The sequence below is a fragment of the Stenotrophomonas sp. genome (assembly GCF_032099025.1).
Taxonomy (GTDB): Bacteria; Pseudomonadota; Gammaproteobacteria; order Xanthomonadales; family Xanthomonadaceae; genus Stenotrophomonas.
In genome coordinates, this window is record NZ_DAMCID010000024.1 from 20930 (window position 1) to 44047 (window position 23118).

A 23118-nucleotide genomic window follows, 5' to 3' on the forward strand; every position below is an offset into this window, starting at 1 on the left:
GCTGTGACAAACGTCAAGGAAAGCATAGATTTGAGCGGCTTCGCGGTTGGCGAAGCCTATGACAAGGAAGACATTGTCAAGATTGGCAACGTCACGGCGCCCTCAAGCTTTCGCGCGGGCAACTGGGCAACGGGTATCCTGCCGTTTGACAATGCCGTCCTGCTGCTAGTCACCTTGGACAAGGACGAAGAGGGGTACAACGATTTCTTCGACGGCGACGAGCTCCACTGGCAGAGTCAGTACCGGCACAGCCAGGAGTCGCCGCTCATCCTGAACCTGGCATCTGGCCGATCGCAGGCACATCTTTTCGCTCGCCTGCGCCGAAAGCTGAGAGGTCAGACTCAGAAGTTCATCTACTGTGGCCGTTTGGCTTGGTCCCGCATCGAGAGCGGAAACTATCCGGTCAACTGCCGCTTCCGGATGCTGGACCAGCCATTCAATCCAAATGCCGACCTCCAAGCGTTGTACGCCTGGAAGCCGGACCTTCCGAGCGATGAGCTGGGCAGATCCATCGTAGAGGCTAACGTAGCTGCCGATAGGATGATGGCAGCGGTGGATACCGAGAAGGATGCCCGCGGTCTGATGCTGCGTTCTGTCGCGGTGAGGCGAGGACAGAAGGGGTTTCGTGCAAAGCTCCTCAAGGCATACGGTGGACAATGCGCGGTTACAGCCTGCTCTGTAGCAGACATCTTGGAGGCCGCACACATTGTTCCCTACAAGGGCCAACACACCCATCGCGTGGACAACGGACTGTTGCTCCGCTCAGACATCCACACGCTCTTTGACCTAGGGATGCTTTGGATTGATTCGCAGCGCGCTGTCCAGTTGGCGCCAAAGCTCCGCGATGGTGAGTACGGGTACCTTCATGACAAGGTCTTGATTGCGCCAGCTAAGACGGAAGACTGGCCCCGATTGGAGCACCTTAAGTACCACGCGAACCTTGCTTATGGCTTAAGGGCGGCAAAGGCCAAGAAGGCAGTCCAGGACGCCTCCTAGTGATCAGATTCACCGTAGCGCTGGGGAGGGGCTGCGGTGAGATAGTCTGGGTTTGCTGCCCATAGCATCCTTGTCGCACGCTGCAGAAACCCCGCGCGGCGCGCGGCCGGAGAGCTCCAGCATTGCGGGATATTCAGGATCGGCCGGCTACTGAAAGCGGTAGGAGGTTCGTTACGCATCCTGGCAGACTTGCCCTAGCGCGTAACCGCCTTACAGCGCTAGCCCTCGAACTTCTGCCACGTGGTGTTCTCCAGCGCTTCAAGCGTGATCTGCACGCGCTCATCCGTTTCGTTCTGCAGGCTGAGGATCAGCGACAGCGGATCCACCGTGGCCTCGTCGTCCAGAAGCCACGGGTGATAGCTCCAGATCTGTAGCATGAAGGTGTTGGTATCCGCCTCAGGACTGATGGTGAATTCGGACTGCCTGGTGCGCCAATCGTTTGGTCCAATGGCAAAGACACTTTCCGATGGATGGGTCAGAAGAGTGAGTTCGGCTAGCGCGGTCTCGCCCGCCAGTTTCAGCCGGTCCTTGGGACCGATGACATGCAGCGACTTGGTAACGGGGGTGCGCATGAGCGGCCTGGCCCGTTCCCAGATTTCCTGACGGGTATCAGCCAAGGTAAGCGTGGATTTGGAGCCGATCCGATTGACCGTGGCCAGGCCTGCAGCCTCCAGTTCGCGATTGGCACGGCTCGCGGTCATCGGCGAATACCCCAGGCTTCGCGCAACGGCCAACGTCGGCATCGCGCCGTTGCTCTTGAGCAGCAGGGTCAGAAGCACTGCTTGTGTGGCAGGGAGGAGTGCCAGGACTTCAGTGAGTGGGGCGGAGGAGCTGGTGTTCTCGCGCAGGTCCATGGCGAGGCTGGGGGCGAACAGCTGGCTCCCGGGCACGACAAACTCCACGCGTTCTGCAAGCAGCCGCTTACGCTCGTATGCGCTCAAGTGGGGCGCCACGTACAGCACCCTGCACCCTGCAATGTTCTGCAGCCGGTGCAGCATTTTGCGCAGCGTCTGCTGAGACGTAGTCTCCTTGGTCGCAGCCAGGATCACCGGGTGCCCGTGCAACTTCAGCTCGGCAAGCTCGAAGGCATCGCGCAGGAAGTAAGGCAGCGCAGTGGACTGCCACGGTGCGGCGGATGAAACAATCCCAGGAAGCAGGCCTGCGAGGTAGTGCTGTGCGCTTGGCAGCAATGAAGCCATGAGCGTGTGCCTAATACCATGAAAATGCACTGTAACACTGTTGAGTGTTACAGTGCAAAGTGGTGCTATAGGCCAATAAAGTGCTTTTTAATCAATTGGATGCCGAAGTTTGGGCCAGGGCATTAGGTCGGGTCAGGCGTTCACATCCACCACCAACCGCCCACGCACCTTGCCTTCGAGGAACGCCGGGAATACCTCCAGCACGTCCTTCAGGCCGATCACTTCGACGGTGCTCGCCAGCTTGCCGAGATCCAGATCGGTCGCAAGCCGCGTCCACGCTTCAATGCGCACGCTGCGCGGCGCCTGCACCGAATCGATACCCGCCAGCGTCACGTTGCGCAGGATGAAGGGCAGTACCGAGGTGGTGAGGTCATCGCCCTGCGCCAGCCCGGCGGCGGACACTACGCCACGGTACTTCGTCTGCGCCAATGCATTGGCCAGCGTATGGCTGCCGGCCACATCCACCACGCCCGCCCAGCGCTCGGCGTCGAGCCCGCGGGTGCGGGGCGCGGCCAGGGTGTTGCGGTCGATGAGTTCGGCGGCGCCCAGGTCCTTCAGGTACTGCGCGTGCTCCGGTCGCCCGGTGGACGCCACCACGCGGTAGCCCAGCTTGGACAGAATCGCCACCGCAATGGAGCCCACGCCGCCGTTGGCGCCGGTGACCAGGATGTCGCCGTGCTCCGGCTTCACACCACCATGTTCCAGCGCCAGCACGCACAGCATGGCGGTGTAGCCGGCGGTGCCGATGGCCATGGCGTCTTTGCTGCTGATGCTGTCGGGCAGCTTCACCAGCCACTCGCCGGGAACGCGCGCGCGCTGGGCCAGGCCGCCGTGGTGGGTCTGGCTGAGGCCGTAGCCGTTGAGCACCACGCGGTCGCCGGTGCGGAACTCGGCATGGCTGAATTCCACCACGGTGCCAGCAAGGTCGATGCCGGGAATCATCGGGAAGTTGCGGATGATCGGCGAGCGGTTGGTCATCGCCAGCGAGTCTTTGTAGTTCAGCGTGGAGTAGTCCACCTGCACCAGCACGTCGCCGTCGTGCAGATCGGCGTCGTCAAAGCTCACGAGCTGGGTGGAGACCTGGCCGTCTTCTTTGCTGGCCAGCAGGGCATTGAATTTCATGGCGTTGATCACCTCGGGGGACATGAGCTGCATGCTATGGTCGTGCCGTGGTTGCCACAAGAACTATGCTTTTCCATAGGTACTATGGTTTTCAGGAGTATCCCGTAATGGCACGGCGCGTATATGGCAAAACCGGCTGCAGTGTGGAGGCTACGCTTTCGGTCATGGGTGGCACGTGGAAGCCGGTGATCCTGTTCTACCTGGTGTCCGGCACCAAGCGTTTCATGGAGCTGACCCGGCTGATCCCCAACGCCACGCAATCGATGTTGACCAGCCAGCTGCGCGAGCTGGAGGCCGACGGCGTGGTGGTGCGGCATGTGTATCCCGAGGTGCCGCCGAAGGTGGAGTACCGGCTTTCGGAGCTTGGGCAGACGCTGGTGCCCGTGTTGCTGGCGATGCGTGATTGGGGGAGTGCCTACAAGCGGAAGAACCAGGAGCAGGCAGGAGAGGCCTGAGAGGCACGTGCAGCTGCGCGCAGATGCTGCGGCGCGCCTAGGACTTTTCCTATTCTTCGCTCCCGCAGGTTCCGCCACACTAGGCGCGCGATACGATCGCCCGTATCAGGAAGAGACGTGACCATGATGCTGAAGGCCTATAGATCAATTGCGTTGGGTGCTGTGAGCTTGATCGCGATAGCGGCGCTGGCCGGGTGCAGTCGCGGAGCTGATACCGCGCAACCCAACGTGGAGGTCAACAAGGAGAACGCTGAGATGCGTACTGAAGTTCCTCTTACTCGAGCGATTGCCTTGGGCAAGGCCGGGGAGGTGGTGAACGTGGACTTTGAGCTTCCGCCACCGGGGCCCAATGCCTCGAGTGCGCTGATCTTGGGCTTTCGCACTGAAAGTGTCGACTCGGAGTCCGGAATCGCGCTGACTGAAAAGGTTCTCCGCGGGGGGCTGGCGGCGAAGGTTCGCCTTCTGCGTGTCGAAGAAGGTGCAGTAGAAATGGTGCCGCTCACCAGAGTTACTCCAGACTTGAGCGAGTGGGTTGCCGTCTCCGCCGACGGTTCTGTGCCCGGGGTTACCGTTGCCACCCCCGATTCGACACTTCTTGAGGCGGCTGGCCTAACGAGTTCGACCCTCTACCAGATGGAATTCAAGTTTGCGGTCGCCCTGAACATCAAGCCTGGACACTACCGACTGACGGTAGAGCTGACGAGCGAGCAGCCAGAACTTCAGACCGAAAAGGCCGAGCTGTTGGTCGCCTACTCGAAACGCGGAAAGTAAGTCATGAGCAAGGATGCGCCCTACACCCTTACCGTCTACGTTGCAGCTCCGGGAACTCCGCTTGTCCCGGGTGGGACCTCTGCAGCGGGACACATGTACCTGGCCGTCAAGCATGACGGTTTGACTCAAAGCTTCGGCTTTGCGCCGGCGAAGCACGGTGCGAGCAGCGGACCGGGGGCGGTCACTAACGACGATGTCAGCGACTATGTGAAGCCCTACTACGCACGAACGATGGAAATAACGAAGGACCAGTACGAAAAAATCCTTGCCTATGGAGGCGATGCCGCAAAGCACGGCTTCGACATGGAATACAACGGCCTCTCCAATAGCTGTATCGACTTCACTTGGAGCGCGCTGAACTATGCCGGCCTACACCGTCAGTCCAAGTCGGGTCAGGATAAAGACTACGAGGGTGCTGTCAGACCTCTGGAAAACAAGCAGGAAATTAAGAAGATTCCCGCTCCAGTTCCCGGGAGCAAGCTGAACACCGAACACGAAAACCCGATGCCCAAGCAAACAAACTTTCAGAAGTGGATCTCTGAAAACGGACCGTACGAAGGTGTGGAAGGCGACCCGATGATGGCCCAGATTCGCGGCAAGGTCGCAGAACTGGACGCCGCCAACGGGCGCACGTTTGACCCCACCAGCGAGCGCGTCAGCGCCAGCCTGTTCGTGCTGGCCAAGGAAAACGGCCTGTCGCGCGTCGACCATGTGATGCTCAGCGAGCGCACCGCGCAATCGCCCGCGGCCGAAAACATCTTCGTGGTGCAGGGCGAGCGCGGCGACCCGGGGCATCTGCGCGCGGCGATGGCAACTGCCCAGGCCGCGCAGACGCCGGTTGAGGTGTCGATGGAACGCGGTGAGCAGCTGACGAACAACAGCCAGCTGGCGCAGCAGCAGAATGACCAGGTGCAATCCCAGGAGCGTGACGCGACCGCCCGGCGAATGGGGTGACGCCCAGCGGCGTCACCCTGCGCCGTTCAGCGGTCACGTCCGCTTCCGCACATACCGCGCCCGCCCTTCCCCATGCACCACGGTCAGCGCGTTCACCTGCCCGCGCCCATCCCGATGGAATTCGATCTGCAGCCCATCGATATCCGGTGACACGAACCGGTTCGGCGTGAGCGGCAGCACCTGCCCATCGCGCGGCGTACCCGCCACGCCCACCCGCACTTCGCCATTGGCGACCTTCACCTGCAGCGCCGGAATGTCGAAGATGTCGGCCAGTGCGCGACGCTGGTCCATGGGGATGGCGTCATCCCGTTCGAAGACACCCGCGTAGTCGGCATAGCGGGCGTCACGCAGGTCCAGCGCCACCGTGTGCACGGGCGTGTTCACGCCACGGTCGATGGCATCGGAGAGCGCATTGCGGATCTCGGCGGCGAGCTGTGCACCGTTCTCACCGTTGGTGAGGATCACGAAGCCATCACCGGTGTCCAGGTAGCCCTCGATCCACGCGCGGTAGCTGTCGTTGGAACCACCGTGGTGGAAGATGCGGGTCTGCCCGGTACCGTCCAGGCGCGGGCCGAGGCCGTGCCAGCTGGGCGATACCTCGGTCATCATGTCGGTGGCGATGGCACGCGGCAGGAAGCTGCCCTGGCCGCGATAGCTGGCCGTGAGCGCGGCGACGAAGGCGGCCAGGTCGTTGGCGCTGGTCCACAGGCCGGAGGCGCCCTGTTCGGGGAACGACTGCCAGCCGCGCGGCAGGGCGGTGAGCGCACCGTCGCCATCGTGCGCCTTGGCGATGTTGTCGGTGCCCGGCAGCGGGTCGCTGTAGCGGCTGCGCTGCATGCCCAAGGGGACGAACACCTGCGTGCGTGCGATGACGTCCAGCGGCTGGCCGGTCACATCTTCCAGCACCTGCTGTTCCACCATGACGCCGCCGCCGGAATAGTCACCGCGCTGGCCCGGGGTGTGGATCAACCGCACCGGCTTGTTCTTGGCCGGTGCAATGCCATCCAGCGTCTGCGCCAGGGTGGGCAGCGGTTCGCCGGGCAGGTAATCGGCGAAGCCATGCACGCCCAGCCCGCTGGTGTGCGACATGAGCATGCGCAGGGTGAGCTGCGGGGCGGGCACGGTTGGGGTGGCCGGTACCTTCCAGCTGCGCAGGTAGCCGTTGATATCCTGGTCCAGTGCGAGTGTGCCGTCGGCCACCAGGCGCAGGGTGGTGGCGGCGGTGACCACTTTGCTCACCGAGCCCACCGAGAACAGGGTGTCTGCATTCACGGCGTCGTGGGTGCCCGCCTGGCGGGTGCCGTAGCCGGCGCTGTGCACCAGCGTGCCGTCGCGCAACACGGCGATGGCCACACCCGGCACGTGGTGCTGGGCCATGCGCTGCTGCAGCGACCAGTGCGGTAGCGCGGCGTTCGGCGGCAGCACGGTGGGGCGCAGGCCGTTGGCGAGCGCGGCCTGGATGGCGGCGTCTCCGCGGTCGGCAGCGTAGGCCGATGCGGTGAGCAGCAACGCCAGCGCGGTGCACAGGGTGCGGACGACCGCTGCCGCGGGGCGGGAGGTGGGGGCGTGGTCCATGCGGGGCCTCTCAGGGTTTGGGCAGCGCGAAGCGGAGACGTGCGGGTGCACGCCGTGGGGAAGGCGGGGTGGGCCTGCGGATCGGCAGGCAGCAGTGGGCCGTGGGTGACCGCTGCCGGTCACCGGGTGGGGGCTGCGGGTGCGGCGCTACGCGCCCTGGGGTTTAACGCCGGCCGGCGATGGCGCCGCGCTGCACGAGGGTCTCGCGCACGCGCGGGTTGCGCGCCTGGTTGAGTGGCGAGCGCCACTGGCCAGCGTCGGCCACCACGCCCAGGTTGACGTCGGCGCCGTGGTCGATGAGGAAGGTCACGGTGGCCACGTCGCCGGAGCGGGCGGCGTTGATCAGCGGCGTTTCATCGAAGGGCACGATGCGGTTGACGTCGGCGCCGGCGGCCACCAGCCGCTCCACCACCGGGAGGTGACCGCGGCGGGCGGCGGCGATGAGCGGGTTGCCGTCGCCGGTGGCCTGCAGGTCGGGCTGCGCGCCAAGGGTGAGCAGGGCATCCACGGTAGCGAGCTGGCCGTTGCGTGCGGCGCTGATCAATGCGGTGCCATCGCCGCGCACGGCGCTGTCCACGGCGACACCGGCCTGCACCAGCTGCTGCACTTCGGCCACGTCGCCTGCGGCGGCGGCATCGAGCAGGCGCTCTGCCTGCGGCGACACCGTGCGCGCAGCTTCTTCATCCACGATGCGTACGGGAGCAGTGCCCAGGCGCGGGGTGGCGGCGACGGTGACGCTGACATGCGCAACCAGTGCCAGCCCACACAGCGCGCTCCAGGCGATGCGGGTGGTCCAGGCGGTGGTGCGGGTGTCGAGGCTCAGCAGGCTGTCGATGCGCTGGGACAGACCGCTGCGGCTGCCCGACATGGCCACCGCCAACGGTGCACCGCGTGGCGGGGTGTTGATCAGCCCGGCGATGCCGGTGAGCAGGGAATCTGCATAGCTGCGGCCGCTGTCGCCCTGTGCGGCGGCGCGGGCATCGCACGCGATCTCGCGGGCCAGGTCGAGGCGCTTGCCGAGCAGGCGCAGGAACGGGCTCCACCAGTACACGGCCAGCACCGCGCGCTGTGCCGCCGCCATCCACAGGTCGTTGCGGCGGATGTGGGCCGCTTCGTGCAGCAGCAGGTCGCGCAGGGCGGCCGGTGCCAGTGCGGTGGCCAGGTGCGTCGGGACGAGGATGCGCGGGGCAAGCAGGCCGACCACCATGGGGCCGGAGGCGGTGTCGGACAGTGCCACCGTGCTGCCGTAGGGCAGCTCGCGGCCCAGCAGGGCGTTCAAGGCCGGTGCGGGGCGGGATGTGCGGTGCAGGGTGTTGGCCTGCAACGCGCCACGGAGCAGTTGCAGGAGGGCGACCACGGTGCCGAGCAGCCAGACCAGGGCGGCGCCTTGCTGCAGCAGCGAGGTTGACGTTGGGGTTGCGGAGGGCTGGCCAACGGCCGGCGCTACCGGTGGCGCGGCTTGCGATGACTGTTGGGTGGTGGGCGCCGTTTGCGCGGGCAGTGCGACGGTGGTGGCCAGCGTGTGCGGGGGTGCGGGGAGCAGCACCAGCAGCGGGGAAAGGGTGGCGAGCGCGAAGGCGCCGCACAGCAGCCAGGAGCGCACTTCGGCACTCAGCCGGGCGCGCGCTACCAGCAGTGCGGCAAGTGCGAACAACAGGGCGCTGTGCCACAGGTGCTGCAGCGCGAAGGTGGCCAGCAGTTCGGTCCCGTGCACGCTCATTTGGGCTTCCTCGAGGGGGCGGCATCCTCCACGCGCTTCTGCAGGGCCTGCAGTTCGTCGGCGTCGATGGCGTGTTCGTCGATGAGGTGCTGGGCCAGCACGTTGGGGGAATCGTTGAAGAACGACTTGAGCAGGTTTTCCAGCGCCTGCTTGCGCGCTTCGCCACGGCTGATGGCGGCGCTGTAGATGAAGGCGCGGCCCTCGCTGCGATGGGTCACCAGGCCCTTCTTGTCGAGCACTTTGAACATGGTGAGCACGGTGGTGTAGGCCACCGGTTTCTTCCTGGACAGCTCGTCGGCCACCTCGCGCACGGAGGCCTCCTTCTTCTTCCACAGCACTTCGAGGATGCGGCGCTCGGAATCGGTGAGAGTGGGCGAGGGCGGGCGGGCCATGGGCTGTCTACTGGTTCGTTAGTTGATGATCGCATCCTGCGCCCGCCGGGTTCAGGGTGTCAACTATGTAATTAGTAATGGGCCGTCGGTGGCAGGCCGGGTTGCGCGGCCACACGGGTTTGGTGTGCACGTGACGTCATCGCAGGGGCGGATATTTTCACGGGTGCGGTGCAGCGGCTTGTCTATGGTCAACGCTCCTTTTCGCACACTCGAGGTTGTCCCATGGCTGCACCCCGCGTTCGCCTGCATGTTGAAGACACTGGCGGCACCGGCCGCCCCGTCGTGCTTATCCATGGTTGGCCGCTGTCCGCCGAATCGTGGAAGGCGCAGGTACCGGTGCTGAAGGCCGCGGGCTACCGCGTGGTGTCCTACGACCGCCGCGGCTTCGGCCGTTCGGACAAGCCAGCCGACGGTTACGAATACGACACGCTGGCCAACGATCTGGCCGGTGTGCTGGAAGACCTGGACCTGCGTGATGCGACGCTGGTGGGCTTCTCGATGGGCGGCGGCGAAGTGGCGCGCTACATCGCCAACCATGGCGAGCAGCGCCTGCGCAGTGTGGTCTTTGCCGCTGCGGTGCCGCCGTACCTGCTGAAGACGGCTGACAATCCCGACGGCCCGCTCACCGAGGAAAAGGCCGAGCAGATGCGCCTGGGCCTGCAGAATCATCGCGACACGTTCTTCGATGGTTTCACCACGGATTTCTTCAGTGCCAAGGGCGAACTGAAGGTCAGCGAGAAGCAGCGCCAGGAAGCGATCGCGCTGTGCGAGCAATCCGATCAGACGGCTGCGCTGGGCTGCATGAAGGCGTTCGGCACCACTGACTTCCGCGAGGATCTGAAGAAGGTGACGGTGCCGACGCTGGTACTGCACGGTGACAGCGATGGTACGGTGCCGTTCGAAGGCTCCGGCAAGCGCACGCATGCCGCCATTGCCGGCAGCGAGGTGGTGGTGCTGGAGGACGCACCGCATGGGTGCAATGCCAGCCACCCCGAGCAGTTCAATGCGGCGCTGGTGGCGTTTCTGGCAAAGTAGGCGGGCGCCTTCTCCGTCAGCCACGCATGGCGTGGCTCTACCGCCATGTATCACGCGGCGTCACGGCTACGTGGGGCGTGGCGCCGCGCAATTGGAACGATGAGAACTTGCATGCGTAAGACGGCTGCTCCGCCTTGGAAGAAGCCCAACCCGAAGAAGACAGGTAAGGGCCAGCCGTTGTCGCAGCTGCAGAAGGATGCAGCGCGGCAGCGCGCCGAGGAAAATGGGCGCGCGTATCCGAACCTGGTGGACAATATGTGGGCGGCGAAGCTGCCGCGCGGCGACTGATGCTGAAGGCGATGCGGTGTGGCATTCCCACCGCATCGTTGCTCGTTGGTGCCGCAACGCCTGATCAGCGCAGCGCGTCCTTGGCGGCACTCAGTGCCTGGTCGGCGCGCAGGAACACGGCCGTAGTGGCCTCGGCCGTGGTGGTCGACGCCGCGCCCAGCAACAGCGCGGCCTGCAGGCGTTGGCTGGTTTCACGGGCCACCTGTTCGAACCGGGCGAGGGTGTCGGCCGCATCGGAACTGCCCAGCACCGCAATGAACTCGCCGCTGCCGGTAACGCGGTTGATGCTGTCGCCGCGCGCCGGCTGCAGGCACTGCTCCAGTTGTTGGTCGAGCTGCTGCAGCTGTCGATCCAGGGCGCGGTCGCCGAGGCGCTGGGCGAGTGCGGAGAGATCCTGCAGTTCCAGCACCACAACGGTGTATGCGCCGGCCGCGTCGGGTGCGGCGGCGGTCTCTTCCAACACGCCCTGTTCCAGAATCGCCGCCACGGCCTGCTCACGCTCGCGGCCACGTCCCTCCATGAGGGTCATGGTCAACCGGGCCAGCGCCTGCAGTGCATCGCGCTGGAGCGGGCTGAGCTCGCGCGGGTTGACGTCCAGCACGCACACCGCGCCAACAGCTGCGCCGGTGTCGGTCACCAGCGGCATGCCGGCATAGAAGCGGGCGTCGATGTCCTTGAGCAGCGGGTTGTCGACGAAGCGGTCGTCCAGGGACAGATCCCCGACCTCCATCAAGCGCGACGGCTCGCGGATGGCGTGGTCGCAGACGGCCATGTTGCGTTCGGTCTGTACACCTTCCAGCCCGGTGCGCGCCTTGAACCACTGGCGGTCGCGGTCGATCAGGGTCACCAGCGCCATCGGCGTGCCGCAGACGGCCGCGGCCACTTTGACGATGTCGTCGTAGGCGGGCTCGGGCAGGCTGCCCACGATGTGCAGCGCATCCAGGGCGCGCTGGCGTTCGTTCTCGTCGACGGCGGGGGGGCTCGGACTCATGCAGGTTCCTGAAAAACGTGGGGCCGATGCCTAGCCTAGGTCAGGCGCCTGGCAGGCTGGTTAAGCCGTGGTGGAGGCGCTGCGCATGGTTCATCTGCGCGCGGGGTCAGCGCCTGACGGCCAGCACCCCGTCCAGCGCCAGCTCCGCCTTGAAGCCGGCCTTCTCCAGGCGCTTGGCCACTTCGCGCGGGACGTCGCGGCCGCTGGTGAGTTTGTTGGGCGCGCCGGTGTAATGGAACATGCGCCCGCCAGCGCGGATCACCCGGGCCAGCTGGTCGTAGAACACCTGCGAGTACAGCTCGCCGGCAATGCCGAAGCGCGGCGGGTCGTGCAGGATGGCGTCCACCGAACGGGGTTCCAGACCTTCGATGGCCTGGGATACATCACCTTGGGTCAGTGACAGCCGGCCGCCGCTGCTGGCCGCGTCCGGGTCGGGCGACCACGGGTTGAGCGTGCGCAGCCACAGCACGTCCGGATTCTTCTCGAACGACTGGATGCGGGTCACGCCGGCCTCCAGGCAACACGCGGCAAAGTAGCCAAGCCCACCGCAGGTATCCAGGACGGTCTTGCCGGCCGGTGCCACCAGCGCCACCTTGCGGCGCGCGTCCTCGAACGGCGAGACCTGCGCGCTGGGCAGCATCTTGATGCCGTCGATCTCGAAGGTGGGCGCGTCCCACTCGGTGGGCACCAGCTTGATCAGCGCCGAGCCGAACCGCGACACCGCCGAGAATTCCTCGCCATCCCAGTAGTACAGGGTGCGGTCCCGGGTCTTGCCCGGGTAGGCGTAGGTTTCACCCTTCCACTGCCAGCGCTCCGCACCCAGCACGGCGGTGCCGGTGGAGCGCGCCAGGTCGAGCGAGCCGCTCCATTCGCCCGCGCCGCTGTCGCGCGCGCGGACCAGGGCTTCGGCAAGGGAACGGGTAAGCAGGGGGCCGGTGTAATGGGGCACGGGATCGGGGCGGGCCGTGCTGCAGGGCAGCCGGCCGACAGGCAGGAGGGGTGGGCATCGTACCCGAGATGGGCGGTGGGCTGAGTCAGGGAGGCTCGGTGGGGTGGGCCAGCCCGGCGGCGCGCCGCGCAGGCGACAGGGTGGTTGCCGCGCAGCTCCAGCCGCCGTAGGTGCCGGGCCCGCTGGTGGTCAGCTCGGCCTCGTCGGCATGCAGTCCGCGGTAGCCGCACCAGGTGGCGTGGTACATGCGGGTGGCACGCGTCTGGCGCGCGAACTGGTAGGTGAAGGAGCCGTCCGGGTTAGGCAGCAGCACCTGTTCCACCCAGGCGTGCCGGCCTTGGAAGTCCGGCCAGAGCCCCGTTCGGATCACCACCGGGATCCCGTCCGCACCCGTTCCGGGGCGGTCACTGAACCCTGGCGGGAAGGGCTCCCCCGTGCCGGTGGACAACAGGTACAGCAGCAGGGCGAACATGGCGAACTCCGGTCGATGCGATGGCGGCCAGTCTGGCCACGCCCGTCTCGCCGCGCCGTGCGCGCCATTCCAGCCGCAGGGATCGGCGCCATTGAAGATGCCAACACTGCGGAGCACGTCACTGCCGGGCGCGCCTAGAATGCGTGCATGCCCGCACTTGCTCACACCCTGCTTCGCCATATCACCTGGGTACTGGCCTGGATCCCGGCCGTGTTGATGACCGCCTGCACGGTACCGCCGGGTGCAGCCTCACCGGTATCGGTACATAACGTGCGCGCGGTGGATATCCGCTACACACACGATGGCTGGGGCCACACGGACGAGGTGCATCGCCTGCAACGCGGTGCGTCACAGCGTACCTACACCCGCACATCCAGCGGCACGACGTTTGATGGCGTGAGCCCTGCAACTGCTACGGTCCCTGCGCAGCGCGTCGGCGAACTGCTGTGGGCGTTGTCGGCCCCGGCGTGGCCGCGCGAGCGCGCGGTGCAGGTGGTGGCGCGCCGCGTGCGTCCCGCTTCCGTGTTGGCGCATGCGTCCGGAGTGTCGCGCGAACGCGTGCCGGGCTGCAGTGCGGACCAGATTCGCAACAGAATACATTCGCGCCTGCAGGGTGGCGCGCTGCGTGCGCAGTTGGATGACTACTACGTGCATGGCTTCTGGACCGATGACTACCCGACGATGCGGGTGGTGATCGAGTACGACACCGGGCCGCCCAAGGTGATCACCTCCAGCTCGCAGAAGTTGTTGATGCTGCCATGGGTGCTGGGCGAGCAACCGGCGCAGGGGGAGCGTGCACCGCAGAACTGGTCGGTGCCGATGAGCGATGCGCTGCGGCGGCTGTTGCCGCCTGCGTCGTCGGCCGCCATCCGTCTGGGCCGTGATGAGTCAACTGCGCTGGCCAGCACGATTGAGCATGCGGCCGTGCAGGACTGCAGGCGGGCGTCGAAGGGAACCTGACCCTTCATTGGGCTGCGGTCCGACGTCTGTGCAGGGGTTGGGCTGATCGCAGCGATCTGCGCGGATTTGCACACTGCGCGCATGGTCACCGACAACCACTCCTGGCAACCCGGCAGCGCGTACTTCTTCAGTGCGCACCTGCGCGATCACCACAGCCGCCTGCTGGTCGAACAGGCCCAGGTGTTGCGCCTGGCCTTCCGGGTGGCGCAGCAGGCCCGGCCGTTCCGGGTCAATGCCATCGTGGTGCTGCCCGACCACCTGCACGGCGTATGGACGCTGCCGGCGGGCGACGAGGATGGGCATCGCCGCTGGCTGCAGATCCAGGCCGTGTTCGATCGCCAGCTGCCCGGCCAGCCACCGCGCGCCATGGTGCGCCGCGACCGCTGCGCGCGGCCGCTCTGGCACAGCGACTTCCGCGAGCACCGGCTGGTGGATGCCGAAGACGTGCAGCGCCACATCGCCTATGTGCACCAGAACCCGGTGAAGCATGGGCTGGTGCGCGAGGCCGCCGAGTGGCCGTACAGCTCCATTCACCGCCGCAACGGTACGGAGGGATCGCCATGCTGAAATACGGCAGGCGAGTGCCGCGGTGGGCATGCTGCATGGCCGGCACGCGGTTGGGGTGGATGCTGCAGGGGCGCAGGACGCTGCGCCCGCTCGCGCACGCGTCAGCACGCGGCCGCCCGCGCGCGCTGCAGGCGACGGCTGCGCCGGGGGCTGGCGCGGTGCGCATTGGGGCTGCGCGGGATGCCCAGGGGGCCTCTGCTTCCTGCGGGGCCCGGCAGCACGGGGGAGTGGGACGCGGATGCGCACGTTGGCGCGGACCGCTGCCGGTCTTGGAGGAGGTGCGTTGGGGGTACGCACCGACGGGGAAACCAAGGCCGCAGTTGCACATTCGGGGCTCGCCGCAGGCACGTGCCCTGGGTGCGGCGCTTAGCCGCAGCCGACCTGGAAGACCGGCCCGGCGCCGATGAGGACCAAGGCCATGTAGTCGCTGTCCTTGGCCTTGCCCTTGAGGGTGGCGCCGGGATTGAAGTGGAAGATGCCGAAGCCCCCGTTGGGGCGAACCAGCGCCTTGTTGATCTGGTCGGCATCGTCGTTGAAGAAGCGGGCGATGTCGGCGCGCGAGGACACCTGCAGCGGCGTCGTGTCGCGCTGCCATTGCTCGTCGCGGTTGAAGGACACGAAGTACACGCCCTGCTCCTGCTCGATGCGGAACTCGGCTGGTTTGCGTGGGTGGGTGGCGTAGCAGCCGAGCAGCGGGTCGGACGAGAACACGCCGGGGCCGGTGTCGCGATCGCGGCAGGAGGTGAGCAGCAGCAGGCCGGGCAGCAGCAACAGGAACGGAATGGTACGCATCGATGGATCCCCCCAGGGACAGGTCTGATGCCATGGTGCGCCGCTGCGTGCCGAGGCCGTGTGTACATGTGGGGTTGGGTGTACGGTTGGGCGACCTACGGAGCACGACCATGTCGCAACCCACCGCTCACCCCCCATCGAAACCCGCTTCCACCGTTGCCGGCCAACGCTGGCCGTTGTTGGGGGCCTGCAGTTGGCTGGTGGCGCCGGCGCTGCTGGCCATGGCGTATGCAACGTCGCAGGCCTCGCCGGATGTGGGCCGGCTGCTGGTCGGTAACGCCGGTGTATCGGTCGGCGTGTTGGCGTCTTCGGTGCTGGGTCTGCTACTGACCATGGGTTCGCGGGTGCGCCGCGAGCGCTGGCCATGGGTGGGCATCGTGGGCGCGATCATCAGTGCGCTGCCGCTGCTGTTGTTCCTAGCGGGGATGCTGTTGCGGCTTTGACGCATCAGAATCCCATCGCAGCGCCGCGCTGTGCCTGCCAGCGAGTCGCCGCGTGAGATCGGGATAGGGTGCCTGGTGCCGAACGAAGCTCCGAGGCCATGACGACCCGCTTGCTTGGGGCGCCGCACCGGACCGCGATTGGGTCGACGGACCGATGGTGCCGTATCGATTGAAAACAACTTCCTTGAAGACGCCCTTGGGAGAGCCGCAGCACAGATCTGACGATCAAACCAAGCCAGGCTGAAGTCTCCAATGGCTACAGGTTGAGTCCGATGATGAAGGGCACTTTCTTGATGATTGCAATGGTCATCCCGTTCTCGTTGCACGCTGAAGAGCAGGAAGTTTTCCAAGACAGGGTGGAGTTTGACGTCGCTGGGAGCAGGGTCGTTGTGCGAAGCGCACTATGGCCTGAGTCGAAGAGTGGCATGGTGAAAGTTGAACAGAGGTTCCAGGTGGATGCAGATGGAAACCTTCGGTATGAGTACGACGAGCAGGACGAGAGGACAAAAGCCTATCATCGGTCTTACTGTGCGGAATCAGGGCTTGACCCGTTCGTCGGTGGTGAGGTCACATTCACGCCCGAGGCTGCGGGGTGGCACTGCAGTAACGTTGAGCTGCATGAGGTCGGTGAACAGCCTTCCGATGCCCAGTCCTCGGTGACTGGTCAGGATCGGAGCGTGGACTTCGTAACGGCTCGCGCCCCATCAGGCACTACGCAAATCGGGGTCAATTTTCTCGCAATGGGGTATGTAAGCTACCAAAGCAGCCAAGCGGGCTCCATGAAGGTTTCCGTACATGTGGATCAGCGATGCAGAACCGACGTGTCCAGGCACTACTCGACCCCTTTCTCCGGAAACCACGAGGCACGCGTCAACTGCATTGCGCATGATTCGCGCTTCCTGACGACGGGTATGGAGGGCTGCGTACCGCGTCTCTGTGGAAGCGACCGTGGGACGATCTCAGTGAGGCAGTAGGTGGTTGACGTCGCCTGGGTAGGCGTTTGCCGTCGCCGTAGAGCCAGGCCCACGACGGCGATGGCAATGGCCTGGTCGTAATGGATGCCGCTCGGTGAGAACAGGCGTTCGGTGGATTGAAAGGCTGCCGGCAGGCAACGCTCAGCAGGGCGCTGTCCCTGTGGCCGTCTCCTGCGGTGACGCTGTCTCGGCTCTGCCGCGATTTGTGGGAATTTCGAATTGCGTCAGCTTCTATCAGAACAATGATTAGGGGCAGGTCCGTACCTTGAGGTGAAGCACAACGGATCCGGTTCCTCCGATGCAAGCTTCGTACTCCATTCGTACGAGGAAACTGGAAGATGAAAATGAAAATGCTGGCGATAGCCATGGTGGCTACATTTTCCACGCACGCGGCAACTCGGGACGCGGCTGCGGATAGGTTTGAAAGGGACCTTTACGGCAACGAAGTGGTTGTAAGAACTAGCGTGCTGGACGACTTTCAAGGAGGGTTCGTGGACGTAGAGCAGCGGCTCGATCGAATCGGTGACGCAAACTATCGGTACAGGTACACAGAGCAGAGTGAAGATACCAAGGCGTATCACTGGGCCTACTGCAACGCATTGGGCATGGAGCCCGATCAGGATGGGGAAACCACGTTTGAAGGGGCTTCCAGTGCATGGGTCTGTGGTCAAGCTGCAGGTGAGAGGACACTGGACTCGGTGATTGCTACGGCACCTTCCGGCTCTGTCCCCTCAGGTATCAATTTTTCGGCTCACGGCCAAGTCAAGTTTCGCAGCAGTCAGGCGGGAGCAGCCAAGGCGTTCCTGGTGGTGGACAACCGCTGCCGCCTGGATTGGGTGCATCACTTTGGGGGTGCCTTCAACGTCCAGCGTTTCATCGGCGTAGCTTGCCTTGCACACGGCCCTGGCTTCCTTTCAAGCCGTCTGGATGCCTGCGTTCCAAGGGTTTGCGGGTACGACACTGGCACGATTTCAGTGCGCCCGTAGTGTTGAGCTTGTCGTCCCATCTTTGGTAAGGCAATACGCCGCAGGACCGGCTGTCGCTATTTCGATGAGGGAATCGCCGGCGCATCCTGACGGCGTTTGCCAGCGACATCCTTGGGGAGTGGCTGCTTTTGCTCCAGCGAACATATGGTCGGCGCCTCGGCCAAGCAGAGCGCGGCACGGCTGGATGTGTCAGTGATCAGTGGCGGTGGCGGCGCCAGGCGTTCCATAGGTGGGTGGCGGCCAGCAGCAGGCTGCCTGCCACTGTCATGGGGGTTTCGGCGTCGTGGGTGGGCCACCCTGCGGCGCCTGCCAGGAGCAGCAGGAGGCCGGTGGCTGCGCTGAGGAACGCGGCGGCGGGGAGCCGCTGCTGGCGATGGGCGCGCCATAAGGCGAAGCCGGTGGTGGGTGCGGCGATGGCGACGAACAGCACATGGACCCATTCGGCCTCGGCCCAGACACCCATCAGCGGCAATGCGGCCGCAAGCAGCGGCAGGGCCAGGCAGTGCAGCAGGCACAGGCTGGAAAGGGCAATGGCACCGGCGTCGAGCAGGGCGGAGGTGGTCTTCATGGGCGCGGGGGTCAGGAACTCGAAGTGTTATAGAGTAACATTTGAGTGGGCGTCGAACCTTTCGCCTTCCTGACTGGATGGGGGATTGCCGGGCCGAAGGAGCACGCGCAGCGTTGATGGCGTCAGGCGTCAGGCGTCAGGCGTCAGGCGTCAGGCGTCAGGCGTCAGGCGTCAGGGAGAGCACCATCTGCAGTTGCACCGCCGACCCCCACAGGGTGGGGGTCGGCCGCATGCTGACGCCGGCGTCGTCGGCGTTATCGGCGTCATCCGTGTCACAGGCGGCGCAGCTGCCAGCCGTCCTCGTCTGCATCCAGCAGGTGGGTCAACTGCAGGGCATCGAGCAGCGCCTGGTCGTGCGAGACGATTACTACGCTGCCTGGGTACTGGTTGAGCATCTGCTCCAAGGCGGTGAGCGATGGCAGGTCGAGATGGTTCCCCGGTTCGTCGAGCACCAGCAACTGCGGTGGTGCCTGCGCGTACAGCACTGCAGCCAGAGCGGCCTTGACCCGCTCGCCGCCACTGAGCGTGGACAGCGGACGCAGACTGCGGTCGGCGTCCAGCCCGAGCAGGGCCAGCTGGGTGCGCAGGCTGGCTTCGCTGGCCGGTGGGTTGGCCCGCTGCAACAGGCCGAGCGCAGTCTCGTGCGCAGGCAGCGCGGACAGGTGCTGGTCGAGCAGGGCGACGCTGGCCGCGCGGTTGACCTGGCCCGCCAGCGGCGTCAGCTCGCCAGCCAGTACGCGCAGCAGGGTGGACTTGCCACTGCCGTTGCGGCCGCGCACGCCGATGCGGTCGCCCCGCTGGATGCGCAGGTCGATGTGCTGCCACGGGGCCTGGACCCACGGCAGCTGCACGCTGGAAAGCTCGGCGACCTGCTGCGGGCCAGGTGCGGCCAGCCGGGGCCCGAGCATGGCGATCTGGACGGCGTCGTCGATGTCTGCCGCTGCATCGCGCACGCGCTGGTCGGCCACTGCACGGCGTGCGAGTTGCTGGGCCTGCATGCGTCCGGCGCTATGCTCGGCGCGGTTCTTCATGCCACCGAGCAGGATGGGCGCCTGGTTGGCGGTACGCGCGTCGCGCTGCGCACGTGACTGGCGATGCTCCAGCCGCTCGCGTTGTTCGCGCAGCGCGGCCTGCTCCTGGCGACGCTCGCGCTTGCGCAGGAGCAGTGCTGCTTCGGCGGCGCTCTGCTCGGCCTGCTTCTGTTCTGCATACAGGTCGTAGTTGCCGCCGTAGCTGCGCAGCCCGGCGGGACCGAGTTCGACGATGCGTTGCATCTGGCGCAGCAGCGCACGGTCGTGGCTGATCACGATGAGGCCACCGCGCCACTGCGCGAGGGCGTCGATCAGGCGCTGGCGATGCGCGGCATCCAGGTGGTTGCTGGGCTCGTCCAGAACGAGTGCGTCGGCGTCGGACAGCAAGGCACCCGCCAATGCCACCTGCATGGCCTGGCCGCCGCTCAGGCGTGCGGCGGGTTGTGCCGGATCCAGTGCCGGCAGACCCAGGCGCTGCCACTGCGCGTGCAGCCGTTCGCGGATATCCCAGCGATCGCCGACCGTGGCGAAGTCGGCCGGGTCGACGTGGCCGGCTTCAATCCGGGCCAGTGCGTCGAGCAGCGGGGCGACTCCCGCCAGGTCGGCGATACGTCCAGGAATGACGCCGCTGTGCTGGGCCAACAGGTGCACGTGGCCCTGCCGCTGCACGTGGCCAGCGGCAGGTGCGAGGTGCCCGGCGAGCAGGCGGGCGAGCACGCTCTTGCCCACGCCGTTGCGGCCCACCAGGCCAACCCGGGTGGTGTCGAACGTTGCGGAAAGCTCGGAGAACAACACCCGGCCGTCGGGCAGGGTGGACGTCACGCGGTCGAGCGTGAGGGAAAATGCGGTCATGCGACCTCCATGGATGCCAACGACTCCCCCTGCGGACAGGGCGGGAAGGAGACTGGCCGTCAAACGACGGCGGCATCAATGGCGCATGCAGGCATACCTCATCACGGGGGCGGCTGGATGCCGCGGGGGGAGTATAGGGTGCGGGTGGCGTGGAGCGATGAACGGTTGAATAGCGCGTCGCCTGCGGCGTAGAGCCACCCCATGGGTGGCTGTCTCGATGGCGGGCTTGCGCTGTCTGATGGAAGAGCAGACACCCGACAAAACCATGCCCCTTGCCGATGCGGACAGGCCCGGGCGCGTGGCGACGCGTCCAGGGGAATGGCGCCCGATGGTCATGGGGCGCGGGGTGGCTCTACTCTTCGATGCTGTTGGGGTTGCGCATGTCTTCGGGGGCCTTGCCGTACTGCTTGCGGCGCAGCTCGTGGAAGGCGACGAATTCGGGTGCCGGCAAGGGGCGGGAGAACAACCAGCCCTGGCCGAATTCAACCTGCCGCGACTGCAGGTAGGCCAGCTGCGCCGACGTCTCGATGCCCTCGGCAACGGTGAACAGGCCCAGCGTCTTGGCCATGTCGATGATGTGCGAGGTGACCGGGCTGGTGGCGCTGTCGGTACCGATCGAATCGATGAAGGACTTGTCGATCTTCAGCGCATCCAGCGGCAGCTGCTGCAGGTACTGCAGGCTGGAGTAGCCCACGCCGAAGTCGTCGATGGCGACGCAGTGCCCGGCGCGGCGTGCGGCGGCCAGCGAGGTGCGGGCGCCCTGGATGTCCATGAAGCCGCGTTCGGTGGCTTCCAGCCAGAGCTGCTGTGGATGGATGCCGGTGCCGACGAGCTTGCCGGACAGGACCTTGAGGGCCCGACCACTGCTGACATCACCTGCGGAAAGATTGATGGCGATGTGCGCGCTGCGGTCGTGGACCAGCAGTTCGCGCATGTCGTTGAGCACCAGGTCCATCACGTGGTCGGTCAGGGCTTCGATCAGGCCGGTTTCCTCGGCCACCGGAATGAACAGGTCCGGACGCACCTGGGTGCCGTCGGCGCGCGACCAGCGCACCAGGGCTTCGGCGCCTACGCAGATGCCGGTGTCCAGCTCGATGATGGGCTGGTAGTCCATGCGGAACTCGCGGCGACGCACGGCGCTGGCCAGTTCGTTGCGCAGCGACAGGCGCCGGCGCGACAACCATAGGGCCGCGGCAACGGCCAGCGCCGCGCCCAACGCGCCCAGCGGCAGCAGCCGCAGGCCGTGCTGCCGGAAGCTGGTGAGCAGCCCGGTGCGCGGGGCGACGGCGATGGCCAGCCATTCCTGGTCCTGCGCGGTGGCATACCGGCTGCGCGCGGTGCTGCCGTCGTGTGGCTCGCGCAGCAACTCCTCCAACAGGTCCTGGTCGGGCAGCGCTTGCTGGGCGATGAGCCGCCCGTCAGGGGTGGCCACGGCAAGGCGGACGTTGGGATCGGTGATGACGTCGACGAAGCGGTTCGGGTCCATCAGGATGTCGTGGCGGCCCAGCTGCAGCGCGAGCAGGGAGGCGTTGTCACCCGCGACCGGGCGGACCCCGAGGGTGAGGGTGGCGCCGTCGGCGGTGACGTGGTCCGGGGAGGGCTCGGCGATGACGTCCTCGGTCATGCCCCACGAGGTGCAGCGCAGGCGCCCGTCCTCGAAGTAACCGACCTGCTCGGCCGAGTTGGTGGTCAGGGCCAGGCTCCGCATCAGCCGCAGGTGCTCCGGCGAGCACCCCGCCACCGGGGCCTGGTTGAGCTTGCGCAGCGCCAGCAGCCCGGCCTCGTAGGCACGGTTCGCGCGCTGCAGGGTGCGTTCGGCGGTCTGGTGCAGGCGCTGCTGTTCGGCATCCTGGCCGCGGCTCCAGGTGAAAAAGACCACGACCAGGATCGGCAATGCCGCCCCAAGCAGGGCGGCGAGCACGATGGCGGCGATGGTACGGGCGCGCTTCAAGCTGACCTCGATTCCTGGCTGGGCGTGGGAGGCAGGCAACCGAGGAAGGGCCGCCGATGCATGGGTGAGCGCTATATCACCATCTGGACCGGCCAATGGGAACAGGATTTCATGTAGATTCCTGTCGGCTTTTCCCCAGTGTCGGCATCAGGTCGCATTGGCAAGGTGAAGCCGACGAGGCGTGCGGCGGCGCCGCCGGCCCCGGCTGGATTCACCTGCGGTTCGCGCCCTGCGCCGGATGATCGCGCCACCCCACGATCTGGCCGCGCGCTGCGGCCCCGGAGCCATGAAGCCCTTCCTGCCTGCCTTGCTGGCCCTGTTGCCGTTGCTGCTGCCCGGTACGGCGGCGGCGCGCACGGTGTACCGCTGCGTGCAGGGCAACACGGTCAGCCTGGCCACCGCGCCGGAGCCGGGCTCGAAATGCACGCCGCAGCAGGTGGATGACAACACGGTGCAGGCGCCCAACCTGTGGGGCAACATGGGGGTGTTCAGCGGCACGCTGTACGAGCGTGAGCAGGATGGCGAGCTGGTCTACTCCACGCGCAACCTGCCCGGGTCGCGGGTCTTCCTGAAGTTCACGGTGTCCACGCCGCCCGGCGAGCCGGCCCACGAGGGGCTGGGCAAGGTGGGCGCGCCGCAGCTCAACCGCCATGCGAAACAGTTCAAGGCCGCCGCGCGTGCCACCGGGGTGGAAGACGCCTGGCTGCGCGCGATTGCCCATGCCGAAAGCGGCTTCGACGCCGGTGCGGTGTCGCCCAAGGGCGCGCAGGGCGTGATGCAGCTGATGCCCGATACGGCCACCGAGCTGGGCGTTGCCGACCCGCTGTCGGCCGAGCAGTCGATCAACGGCGGCGCGCGCTACCTGCAGGCACTGCTGAAACGCTACAAGGGCGACCGCACGCTGGCCGCAGCGGCCTACAACGCCGGCATCGGTGCGGTGACGCGCTACAAGGGCGTGCCACCCTATGCCGAAACGCTGGCCTACGTGGAGAAAGTGAGCGCGCTGTACGTGCGCTACCGCGAGGCGATGGGGTTCAAGGTGGAAACGCCTGCGCGCTAGGCGCAGGCGCACGCG

General features: G+C 66.1%; 24 protein-coding genes. 12 read left to right on the forward strand and 12 right to left on the reverse strand.

The window, feature by feature from the left end:
- The first annotated feature begins 3 nt into the window (after positions 1-3).
- Positions 4-996, forward strand: coding sequence for a DUF3427 domain-containing protein (locus RT456_RS15455; RefSeq protein ID WP_313347926.1), 993 nt, complete (start codon positions 4-6; stop codon positions 994-996).
- Between the two features lie 218 nt (positions 997-1214).
- Here the strand turns inward: RT456_RS15455 and RT456_RS15460 are convergent, their stop codons facing one another.
- Both RT456_RS15460 and RT456_RS15465 read right to left on the reverse strand, forming a co-directional pair.
- Entirely contained in the window at positions 1215-2195 is a 981-nt protein-coding gene (locus RT456_RS15460) for a hypothetical protein (protein ID WP_313347927.1), read from the reverse strand.
- A 132-nt stretch (positions 2196-2327) separates the two neighbouring features.
- Positions 2328-3317 (reverse strand): MDR family oxidoreductase, encoded by a 990-nt coding sequence (locus tag RT456_RS15465; RefSeq protein WP_313347963.1) that lies wholly within the window; start codon positions 3315-3317, stop codon positions 2328-2330.
- A 107-nt stretch (positions 3318-3424) separates the two neighbouring features.
- On the opposite strand from RT456_RS15465, the gene RT456_RS15470 reads away from it, so the two are divergent.
- From RT456_RS15470 to RT456_RS15480, 3 genes are all read left to right on the forward strand, one after another.
- Positions 3425-3772 (forward strand): helix-turn-helix domain-containing protein, encoded by a 348-nt coding sequence (locus RT456_RS15470; protein WP_313347928.1) that lies wholly within the window; start codon positions 3425-3427, stop codon positions 3770-3772.
- Between the two features lie 117 nt (positions 3773-3889).
- Complete coding sequence (locus RT456_RS15475; protein WP_313347929.1) at positions 3890-4543, forward strand: hypothetical protein; 654 nt, start codon at positions 3890-3892, stop codon at positions 4541-4543.
- A 3-nt stretch (positions 4544-4546) separates the two neighbouring features.
- Positions 4547-5497, forward strand: a complete 951-nt coding sequence (locus RT456_RS15480) for an XVIPCD domain-containing protein (protein ID WP_313347930.1) — start codon at positions 4547-4549, stop codon at positions 5495-5497.
- Between the two features lie 33 nt (positions 5498-5530).
- Here RT456_RS15480 and RT456_RS15485 read toward each other — a convergent pair whose 3' ends face one another.
- From RT456_RS15485 to RT456_RS15495, 3 genes are all read right to left on the reverse strand, one after another.
- A complete protein-coding gene (locus RT456_RS15485) occupies positions 5531-7072 on the reverse strand; it encodes a serine hydrolase domain-containing protein (RefSeq protein ID WP_313347931.1) in 1542 nt (513 codons plus the stop codon).
- A 163-nt stretch (positions 7073-7235) separates the two neighbouring features.
- Positions 7236-8792 (reverse strand): M56 family metallopeptidase, encoded by a 1557-nt coding sequence (locus tag RT456_RS15490; protein WP_313347932.1) that lies wholly within the window; start codon positions 8790-8792, stop codon positions 7236-7238.
- A complete protein-coding gene (locus RT456_RS15495; RefSeq protein WP_313347933.1) occupies positions 8789-9184 on the reverse strand; it encodes a BlaI/MecI/CopY family transcriptional regulator in 396 nt (131 codons plus the stop codon). Before RT456_RS15495 ends, RT456_RS15490 begins: the two co-directional genes overlap by 4 nt.
- Before the next feature lie 222 nt (positions 9185-9406).
- Here RT456_RS15495 and RT456_RS15500 point away from each other — a divergent pair, with 222 nt between their 5' ends.
- Both RT456_RS15500 and RT456_RS15505 read left to right on the forward strand, forming a co-directional pair.
- Positions 9407-10219, forward strand: a complete 813-nt coding sequence (locus RT456_RS15500; protein ID WP_313347934.1) for an alpha/beta hydrolase — start codon at positions 9407-9409, stop codon at positions 10217-10219.
- A gap of 111 nt (positions 10220-10330) precedes the next feature.
- Positions 10331-10507, forward strand: a complete 177-nt coding sequence (locus RT456_RS15505) for a hypothetical protein (protein ID WP_313347935.1) — start codon at positions 10331-10333, stop codon at positions 10505-10507.
- A gap of 64 nt (positions 10508-10571) precedes the next feature.
- Here RT456_RS15505 and RT456_RS15510 read toward each other — a convergent pair whose 3' ends face one another.
- From RT456_RS15510 to RT456_RS15520, 3 genes are all read right to left on the reverse strand, one after another.
- Positions 10572-11498, reverse strand: a complete 927-nt coding sequence (locus RT456_RS15510) for a diguanylate cyclase (RefSeq protein ID WP_313347936.1) — start codon at positions 11496-11498, stop codon at positions 10572-10574.
- A 106-nt stretch (positions 11499-11604) separates the two neighbouring features.
- Positions 11605-12447, reverse strand: coding sequence for an MnmC family methyltransferase (locus tag RT456_RS15515; protein ID WP_313347937.1), 843 nt, complete (start codon positions 12445-12447; stop codon positions 11605-11607).
- 85 nt (positions 12448-12532) lie between these two features.
- Positions 12533-12919: a hypothetical protein gene (locus RT456_RS15520; RefSeq protein ID WP_313347938.1), complete on the reverse strand. Its 387-nt coding sequence runs from the start codon at positions 12917-12919 to the stop codon at positions 12533-12535.
- Positions 12920-13066: 147 nt separating this feature from the next.
- Here RT456_RS15520 and RT456_RS15525 point away from each other — a divergent pair, with 147 nt between their 5' ends.
- Positions 13067-13879 (forward strand): hypothetical protein, encoded by an 813-nt coding sequence (locus RT456_RS15525; RefSeq protein WP_313347939.1) that lies wholly within the window; start codon positions 13067-13069, stop codon positions 13877-13879.
- 81 nt (positions 13880-13960) lie between these two features.
- Positions 13961-14446, forward strand: coding sequence for a transposase (locus RT456_RS15530; protein WP_313347940.1), 486 nt, complete (start codon positions 13961-13963; stop codon positions 14444-14446).
- Positions 14447-14812: 366 nt separating this feature from the next.
- Here the strand turns inward: RT456_RS15530 and RT456_RS15535 are convergent, their stop codons facing one another.
- Complete coding sequence (locus RT456_RS15535; protein WP_313347941.1) at positions 14813-15238, reverse strand: hypothetical protein; 426 nt, start codon at positions 15236-15238, stop codon at positions 14813-14815.
- Positions 15239-15348: 110 nt separating this feature from the next.
- Between RT456_RS15535 and RT456_RS15540 the strand changes: the two genes are divergently transcribed.
- The 3 genes from RT456_RS15540 (at position 15349) to RT456_RS15550 (ending at position 17641) form a co-directional block, all read left to right on the forward strand.
- Complete coding sequence (locus tag RT456_RS15540) at positions 15349-15681, forward strand: hypothetical protein (protein WP_313347942.1); 333 nt, start codon at positions 15349-15351, stop codon at positions 15679-15681.
- A 275-nt stretch (positions 15682-15956) separates the two neighbouring features.
- Complete coding sequence (locus tag RT456_RS15545; protein WP_313347943.1) at positions 15957-16655, forward strand: hypothetical protein; 699 nt, start codon at positions 15957-15959, stop codon at positions 16653-16655.
- Between the two features lie 338 nt (positions 16656-16993).
- The gene (locus tag RT456_RS15550) at positions 16994-17641 is read left to right on the forward strand and encodes a hypothetical protein (RefSeq protein ID WP_313347944.1); all 648 of its coding nucleotides are present in this window, start codon (positions 16994-16996) and stop codon (positions 17639-17641) included.
- A 196-nt stretch (positions 17642-17837) separates the two neighbouring features.
- Here RT456_RS15550 and RT456_RS15555 read toward each other — a convergent pair whose 3' ends face one another.
- The 3 genes from RT456_RS15555 to RT456_RS15565 form a co-directional block, all read right to left on the reverse strand.
- Positions 17838-18209 carry a MerC domain-containing protein gene (locus tag RT456_RS15555; protein ID WP_313347945.1) on the reverse strand — a complete coding sequence of 124 codons (372 nt, stop codon included), beginning with the start codon at positions 18207-18209 and terminating at the stop codon, positions 17838-17840.
- A 272-nt stretch (positions 18210-18481) separates the two neighbouring features.
- On the reverse strand, positions 18482-20092 hold the full coding sequence (locus RT456_RS15560; protein ID WP_313347946.1) for an ABC-F family ATP-binding cassette domain-containing protein: 1611 nt from the start codon (positions 20090-20092) through the stop codon (positions 18482-18484).
- Positions 20093-20444: 352 nt separating this feature from the next.
- Positions 20445-22043, reverse strand: coding sequence for an EAL domain-containing protein (locus tag RT456_RS15565; protein ID WP_313347947.1), 1599 nt, complete (start codon positions 22041-22043; stop codon positions 20445-20447).
- 286 nt (positions 22044-22329) lie between these two features.
- On the opposite strand from RT456_RS15565, the gene RT456_RS15570 reads away from it, so the two are divergent.
- The gene (locus RT456_RS15570) at positions 22330-23103 is read left to right on the forward strand and encodes a lytic transglycosylase domain-containing protein (protein ID WP_313347948.1); all 774 of its coding nucleotides are present in this window, start codon (positions 22330-22332) and stop codon (positions 23101-23103) included.
- Positions 23104-23118: the final 15 nt, after the last annotated feature.